The sequence below is a fragment of the Nocardiopsis halophila DSM 44494 genome, assembly GCF_000341245.1.
GTDB classification, from domain to species: Bacteria; Actinomycetota; Actinomycetes; order Streptosporangiales; family Streptosporangiaceae; genus Nocardiopsis_A; species Nocardiopsis_A halophila.
On sequence record NZ_ANAD01000049.1, the window covers coordinates 1 to 7,741 of the forward strand.

General features: G+C 74.6%; 6 protein-coding genes. 2 read left to right on the top strand and 4 right to left on the bottom strand.

The annotated features are described in order from the left end of the window. Positions 1–29: 29 nt before the first annotated feature. The gene (locus D450_RS0106060) at positions 30–2,915 is read left to right on the top strand and encodes a DUF5682 family protein (protein WP_017537783.1); all 2,886 of its coding nucleotides are present in this window, start codon (positions 30–32) and stop codon (positions 2,913–2,915) included. 609 nt (positions 2,916–3,524) lie between these two features. Here D450_RS0106060 and D450_RS0106065 read toward each other — a convergent pair. Beyond that, positions 3,525–4,199 carry a hypothetical protein gene (locus D450_RS0106065; protein WP_017537784.1) on the bottom strand — a complete coding sequence of 225 codons (675 nt, stop codon included), beginning with the start codon at positions 4,197–4,199 and terminating at the stop codon, positions 3,525–3,527. A 216-nt stretch (positions 4,200–4,415) separates the two neighbouring features. After that, positions 4,416–5,102, bottom strand: a complete 687-nt coding sequence (def, locus tag D450_RS0106070; protein ID WP_017537785.1) for a peptide deformylase — start codon at positions 5,100–5,102, stop codon at positions 4,416–4,418. Positions 5,103–5,294: 192 nt separating this feature from the next. Between def and D450_RS0106075 the strand changes: the two genes are divergently transcribed. Continuing rightward, positions 5,295–6,224, top strand: a complete 930-nt coding sequence (locus D450_RS0106075) for a DUF4429 domain-containing protein (RefSeq protein WP_017537786.1) — start codon at positions 5,295–5,297, stop codon at positions 6,222–6,224. Between the two features lie 81 nt (positions 6,225–6,305). Here the strand turns inward: D450_RS0106075 and D450_RS0106080 are convergent, their stop codons facing one another. Together D450_RS0106080 and D450_RS0106085 are read right to left on the bottom strand one after the other, a co-directional pair. Further along, the gene (locus D450_RS0106080; protein ID WP_017537787.1) at positions 6,306–6,707 is read right to left on the bottom strand and encodes a RidA family protein; all 402 of its coding nucleotides are present in this window, start codon (positions 6,705–6,707) and stop codon (positions 6,306–6,308) included. A gap of 82 nt (positions 6,708–6,789) precedes the next feature. After that, entirely contained in the window at positions 6,790–7,233 is a 444-nt protein-coding gene (locus D450_RS0106085; protein ID WP_039820186.1) for an SMI1/KNR4 family protein, read from the bottom strand. Between the last annotated feature and the right edge of the window lie 508 nt (positions 7,234–7,741).

Sequence of the window (7,741 nt, forward strand, 5' to 3'; positions counted from 1 at the left end):
GGCGGCAAGCAGGCGATCGAGGCGCTGTCGTGAGCGGCGCCACCGCGACCGGCGGCGCCCCGGCGGGCGCCGCCCCCTTCGCCCCGCTGCGCGAGCACCTGCGCGAGGCGGCCGAGGAGTTCGCCGGGGCGCCCGGCGCCGCCGCCGACATCCTGGCCGGGATGGTCGACGACGTGGACCGGGCGGTGCGCGAGCCGGTGGAGGTCGTCCCCGTCGCGCACCACTCCCCCGCCTCGGCGCTGGCCATGGCGCGCCGCCTGCGCGAGAAGCGCCCCAGGGTGGTCTTCGTGGAGCTGTGCGAGGACCTGGCGCCGCTCCTGTCCGAGCTGCACAACTGCCGGCTGCCCGTGGCACTGCAGGCCTTCGCCTCGCGGCCCGAGGACCTGCCCTCCCGGGGCGGCCCGCTGAGCGTGGTCGCCCCGGTGACCGAGGCCTCGGCCGAGTACCAGGCCATCGCCTACGCCCTCCAGACGCCGGGGGTGGAGCTGGTGGCGGTGGACCGCCCGGTCGACCTGGTCTTCCAGTGGGACGCCCGCGCCGAGGCCGCAGCCCGGGCCGGCGGCGCCCGGGACGGCGACGGGAACGGGGACGACGACGCGGAGCGGGCCGAGGAGGCCGCCGGGCTGCACGGCGGCGCGGTGGGCGTGGAGATCGGCGACCTGCGCCCGCGCTTCGCCGACCTGGAGCGCCACCTGCTGCACCGCGGCCGCGTGCGGCACTGGTCGGAATGGTGGGACCAGTACGTGGAGCAGCCGCTGGCCCGGGCCGACCACGACACCTACCGGCAGGTCATGGTCGCCGTCGGCGGGCTGTTCCGGCGCCTGTCGCCGCACGGCCCCCGGCTGGCCGTGGACGAGGACCGCGAGCGGCACATGTGGCGGCGCATCCGGGAGCACCTGGCCTCCTCGGGCGCCGCCCCCTCGGAGTGCGTGTTCGTGTGCGGCGCCTTCCACGCCGCCAGCCCCGTCGAGCAGGCCGGGTCGGCGGCCGGCGACGGCGGCTTCGCGATCCCGCCGCCCACGCCCACCCAGTGGCTCTACGGGCTCATCCCCTCCAGCAACTCGGCGATCGAGGCGCAGTTCGGGCTGGCCCAGGGGGCGGTGTCGGTCGCCGCGGCCACCTGGTCCAAGCACGTCTCGGCGCGGTCGGTGCGGCCCTTCCGGCTCAAGGGCCAGAAGGGCAGGGCCGCGGCCGCGGCCAAGCGGCCGGCCGTACCCGTGCCGGCCGCCGGGCCCGACCCGGCCCGGCTCTCGGGGTACCTGTCGGCGCCGCCCGCCCTGGACCCGCTCGACGAGGCCGAGCTGCGCACCTGGTGCGTGGACATCGTGCGGCTGGCCCGGCGCAACGGCTACGCCGCGAGCACCGCCGACGCCATCGCGGTCTATGAGACCGCGGTGCTGCTGGCGGGGCTGCGCGACCGGGCCCGCCCCACCCCCTACGACTTCCAGGACGCGGCCGTCACCTGCATCGAGAAGGACACCGTCCCGGGCCGGCGGGACGTGCGGCGGCTGTGCGAGATCCTGCTCGGCGGGGACCGGGTGGGCTCGGTGGGCTACGACTCGATGCCGCCGCTGGCCCGCGACGTGGCCGACCGGCTGGAGCCGCTGGGGGTGGACCTGGGCAAGCGCACGGTGCAGCGGATCCTCGTCGACCTGCGGGCCGACCCGGAGCTGGAGCCGGCCTCGCGGCTGCTGTGGCGGCTGCGCCGGGTGCTGCCCGACCAGGTGGTGCGGCCCATCGCCGGGGCGTGCGCCCTGGGCGACCGGTCGGTACAGGAGAGCTGGGACGTCTCCCTCGGCCGCGACCAGCGCTCGCTCATCGAGCTGGGCTATGAGGGCGTCACCGTCGAGCAGGTGCTGGAGCAGCGGCTGCGGCGGGCCGCCTGGGACCCCCGGGCCACGGCCGCCTCGGTGCTGGGGGCGGTCGAGGACGCCATCGTGCTGCTGGACTCCCCGGTGCTCGTGGCCGAGCTGGGGCGGCGCGCGGTGGAGGTGCTCGCGGCCGAGCGCTCGGCCGACGGCGCCCCCGAGGTGCTGCGCCGGTTCCGGGCGCTGGTGGCGCACTTCCGCGGGACCGGGACGGGCCTGCCCGCCTGGTGCGAGGCGTTCGTGACCGCCGGGTACGCGCACTACTGCACCCTGCTGCCGCGGGCCTTCGCCGAGGAGGAGGCCGGGGCCGCGCAGGTGGCGGCGATGCTGTCCTTCCTGTTCTCCCTGGAGAGCACGGCGCTGGCGCTGGGCTGCGACCGGGACCAGCTGGAGCTGGCGGTGGCCCAGTCCCACCCGGAGGAGCCGGCCAAGGTGGCGCTGCTGTGGGCGGCGCAGAACCGGGTCGGGGCCCTGAGCCGGGACCGGCTGCGGCGGCGCTGCGCCGAACTGCTGTCCAACCCGCTGGTGGTGCCGTCCTACCCGCGCTACCTGAGCGGCTTCGCCCAGGCGCTGGGGCCGGTCCCGGAGCTGGCGCCGTTCGTGGTGGAGGCGGTCTCCGAGGCGTTCGCACGGCTGCCCGACCGGGTACTGCTGCCGTGGCTGCCGAACCTGGTGGAGACGCTGCGCAAGGACGCCGGGGCGATGATGCCGGCGCTGGTGCGCGAGGCCGGGCGCACCTTCCCGGGCCAGCTGGAGGCGCTGGACGCCTGGACACCGCCGTGGGCGGGCGCGGGTGCGGAGGCCGTGGGCCCCGGCGCGGCGCCCGCCGCCCCCGGAGGGGACGGCGGGCCCGCCGCGGAACTGCTGAACCGCCACCGGGCCCCGTGCTCGGCGGTGGCGGCTCTGCTGGGCGCCGAGGGCGCCTGGGCCGGCCCCGGGGCGGGGGCCGGCGCCTCCGGCTCCCCCGCGGCCCGTGAGGCGGCCGCCCTCCTGGAGGCCCGCCCCGGGGCCTCCGAAGCTCTGGCGGCCCTTCTGGGCCCGGACTGAGGGCTCTGAAGGACCCCGGAGCCGGGGCCGGAGCGGCCGGGCGGCGCAGAGCGCCGTCCGGCCGCTCCATGCGGCCCGGCGTGAGGCCCGTGCCCCCCCGGGGTCGTGTCCGCTGGAGTGGTGGGACTCTCGGCCGCGTCCTTGTGAGCGGTGCGACCGCTGCGGCGCGATCGGCGACCCCGCCCCCGGTGCGTCCCCTCCTCGCCGTTGATCTCGGGAGAGTCGGGGTAATACCGGCGAGTATTCCCCCGACTCTCCCGAGATCAACGGGGGGTGTCGATGCGGGCGGCCGGGGCCCGGAGGGTTCCACCGCGCCGGCGGACACGACCCCGCCCGGCCTCGTCGTCGCCGCCCTCCCACCCCGCCCACCGCCCGGGTCCCACGCCCGGCCGGACTGCGCCCGGGGTGAGACCCGCCGAATCCGCCGACAGTGCCCTCCCGCGGACGCCGTCCTGGAACGGGCCGGGCGCCGCACCCCCGAACAGGGCAAGAGGGCCTCCTGGCGCCCGGTGGAGACGCCACAGTCCGCACCGGGAGCAGAAGGCCCTCGTCTCGCGCGATCACCGCTTCCGGCGCGTCGCACGCCGCCGGCGTCGCGGACCGGCGCGCCTACCGGCTCTCGTCGAACTCGGCGTAGCCGTAGGTGTTGACGGACAGCCCGGTCTCCTCGACCCGGCCGTCGCGCTCGTAGTAGCAGGTCGCGTCCTCGACCTCGGACTCGGGGGCGGCCCGCGCCACGTCGTCCATGTCGCAGAACACCCGCTCGGCGCTGGTCTTGTAGCGCAGCTGGTCCTGCACCGCCTCGCGCACGACCGGCCCCTCGGGCATGTCCTGCTGGTACTGCACGATGAAGCCCGAGGACTCGATGTCGATCGAGTACTCGAACTCCTCGCCCATGAAGGTGACCGTGCAGGTGGCCGTCTCGCCCTCCTCGCCCGCGATGTCGGGGCAGGAGTACTCGGCCCCGGGGTCGGCGGTCTGGGCGAAGGAGGAGATCTTGTCCAAGGCCTCGAAGGCGATCCGCTCGCCGAGCGGGGCGTCGTCCCCGGGCTCCTCGGGCAGGTCCTCCTCGTCCAGCCGGGGGAGCTCCTCGGGCACCGCGCCCTCTTCCAGCTCCCCGGGCGGCTCGGCGCCCGTGTCCTGGGTCTCGACCGCCGCCTCCTCAGGGGCGGGGTCGTCGGCGGCGGCGGACTCCTCACCGCCGCCCCCGCACGCCGCCAGGGCGAGCAGTGCGGCGACCGGGACGAGAGCGAAGCGGGGGGTTCGCGCTACTTCCGCAAGCATTGTCGGGGACTTTCCTTACCGTGGGGTCGTCGGCAGCCGTCCTCGGCAGCACACGAAAACGTGCTGGCGGGACCGCCGGGAGGGGAACTCCGACACATGATGCCATCGTTCGGACGCGCTCCGCTTCCGTCCCCTCCCCCCGGCGGACGGGCCCACGGCCCCGCCCTGCTGCGCGGCCCGCAGCCGCGCAGCGGGGCCATGCGCTCCGCAGCGGGGTCAGGAGTCCCGGCCGATGCCCTCTTCCCGCAGCTTGGCGGCGTTGGCCTCACGGCGCGCGAACACGTCGGCCGCCATCTCGTTCATCTGCTTGAGGACCTTCTTGCGGGGCCGCGTGGCCAGGCGGTCGATGTACAGCCGCCCGTAGGTGTGGTCGGTCTCGTGCTGCAGGCAGCGTGCGAAGTAGCCGGTCCCCTCGATCTCCACCGGGGCGCCGTCCTTGTCGAAACCGGTCACCTTGGCGTACTCGGCGCGCGCCAGCTCGGCGTGCGGGCCGGGCACCGACAGGCAGCCCTCGTTCTCCACGGCCAGGGCCGCCCCCGCCTCGCGCTCGGCCAGCACCGGGTTGACGACGTGGCCCACGTGGCGCACCCCGTCGTCGTCGGGGCAGTCGTAGACGAACAGCCGCAGGTCCTCGCCGACCTGGTTGCCGGCCAGGCCCACCCCTTCGGCCGCGTACATGGTCAGGAACATGTCGTCAATGAGCGCCGAGAGCTCGGCGGAGCCGAACATGGAGGCGTCGACGTCCTTGTTGGCCCGGTGCAGCACCTCTTCACCGGTCACGGTGATCCGGCGCACACGGCCGCGCGCCGCCTCGGGCGCCGTCTCGGGGAAGTCGTCGACGGGCTCGCCCTGCACACGCACCCGCACGTCGACGGGGCGCTCGGGGGTGGACTGCTCGGACATGCTGTGCTCGCTCTTTTCCACTACACCTGGTGACCGGGGTGCGGCGGCGGGTGGTCCCCCGCCGGCGCACAGACCTTCGCAAAATAGCATAAATTCGCAGGTCACGTCCGCCGGGAACGGCCTCCCCGGGACGGCCGCGAGCGGCCTGCTCACGGGCACAGAACCCCCGCCCGCCGCCAATATGATCGACCAATGGAGAAAGTCACGGGCAAGCAGGGCAGCTGGAGCTTCGACGACGAGAAGGTCGTCATCGAGTACGCGACCGGATGGCTCGCACCGGCCCTGCACAAGGCGCTCGTGCGCTCCGAGGTCCCCATGGAGGCCATCGCCGACGTGGAATTCCGCCCGCGCAAGGGCGGGGGCAAGAAAAAGGGCTGGGAGCTGCGGCTGCGCCTGCACGAGCGGACCGACCCCTACAGTTTCGTCGGCGCCTCCCTTTCCCGCGACGAACCCTTCCTGCTGACCGGCGACGCCAAGCAGGAGCTGGTCGCCGAATACCACGCCGACCAGATCCGCTTCGCCGCCGGACGGGCCGGGACGCCCGCGCCCGACACCGCCACCCGGCTCGTGGCGCCCCTGCCCCTGCACATCCAGGTGCACGAGGGCACCGCGGCCTTCGACGGGTCGTCGCTGAGCCTTCAATGGGCCGGGAACGCCTCGGGCCCCAAGCGCGCGCAGCAGCGCATGGAGTACCCGCTGGAGCGGATCGAGAAGGTGGAGTGGGTCCCCTCGGACGGGTGGGAGTACGGACTGCTGCGGGTGGTGGAGCGCAGCGGGGGCAAGCGCAAGGCCGTCAAGCCGGCCAAGGACCTGGCCTGCCTGCTCTTCGACGAGGGAGCCGAGCAGGGCAGGGCTCTGCTCATGGCCGCGACCGTGACGGCCTACCTGTGGAGCGGGGGCAGGCCCGGTGACGCGGCGGCCCTGCAGGCGGCCCCCTCCCCCGAAAGCCCCGCCCTCCCGGAGGCCGACCCGGACGGCGCAGAGGAAGGAGGGGAGGACCCCGACCCGCAGAGCAAGGTGGTCTACGCGCGCATCCGCGAGCTGGGGCGCCTGCACGCCGAGGGTCTGCTCACCGACGAGGAGTTCAGCGCCAAGAAGGCCGAGCTGCTCGACCGGCTCTGAGGGTTCTGACGGCCCCGACGGCGAGGCGGGCCGGCGGGGGGGCCGCCCNGGCGGGAACGGTCGCCGCCCCGGCCGCGCCGCTCACGCCAGGGCGGCGACCGCCTCGACCTCGACCAGCTGGTCGTCGTAGCCCAGGGCCGCCACCCCCAGCAGGGTGGCGGGGGCGTCGTGGCCGCCGAAGGAGGCGCGGACCACGTCCCAGGCCTCCACCAGGTCCTCCTGGCGGGAGGAGGCCACATAGACGGTGTACTTCACCACGTCGGCCAGGACGGCCCCGGCCTCGTCCAGGGCCGTCTCCAGGTTGGTCATGCAGCGGCGGGCCTGGGCCTGGAAGTCGCCGGGGGCGACGGTGGCGCCGTCCACGTCCAGAGGGCAGGCCCCGGCGGTGTACACGGTGCGGGCGGTGGTCACCGCCGCGTAGGCGTAGTCGAGGTCGTCGGTCAGGCGGTCGCTGGACCGGATCAGTTCGATGTGTTCGCTCATCGCGCCCGATCCTAGAGTCCGGTTCCGGCCGGATCCCACCGGTTTTCCGGCCGCCCCCACGGCCCCGCCCGGCTCCGGCGCCTCAGCGGTACCAGCCGTTGCCCTGGGTGAAGCAGCGCACCAGGTAGTCGCGGAGCGAGACGACGGCCAGGCGGCGCCGGTCGGTCTCGTGGTCCCACACGACGATGCCGGGACCGTAGTCGGTGTGCACGTAGGCGAACTGCGGCCCCATGTCGCTGTCGCCGAAGAAGATCATCTCGTCGAAGGGGGCGTACAGCTCCACGTAGTCGGGCTCGGAGCGCATGGCGAGGTTGTCCTCGATGAGCCGTTCGGCGTTCCACACCACGGCGTCGCCGTACTCGTTGTACACGCCGTCCGTCTCCCGCAGCAGGGAGGCCAGCTCGAAGGGCAGGGGGAGGGACAGGGCCTTCTCCACCTCGGCGAGCATCGCCTCGTCCGCCGGGGCCGCGGGGTCGGCCTCGGGATAAAGTTCACCGATCAGTTCACGCCACACAAGGTGAATCATCACAGGTCGGGCCCGCACGCGGGAAACCGGCGGGCGCGAGTCCCCCGAATCCGCCCCGATGATCGGGCGTTTCGCCCCCTTTCGGCGGGTGCGCGGCGTGGCCTGTGTCGCTTCGGCGCGCCGTCGCCCCGGTTCCGGATGCGCCACCCCCTCTGTGTGGAATAGGGTGGCCCCGCCCTCCGTTGGAGGGGGTGCGGGCCGGTGCGGTAGAAAGTGTCCCCCGGGCTCCATTCAATGCCTTCGCGGAATACCGCGTCGGGCGCCCTCGGGCGACCCGGCGGTCTTCGGAGCCGCGTTGCGCCCTGCGCCGTGAGGCGACCGCCGTATCGGCCCGCACACTTAGACCCTGCCGGACCCTGCCTCGGGCGGGGTCTTTTTCATGCGCCCAGGCCGAAGCGGACGCCGTACCGGTCGTGTCCGCTGGAGCGGTGCGACCGCTGCGGCGTGATCGGCGTCCCCACCCCCGGGTGCGCACCCCCCTCCTCGCCGTTGATCTCGGGAGAGTCGG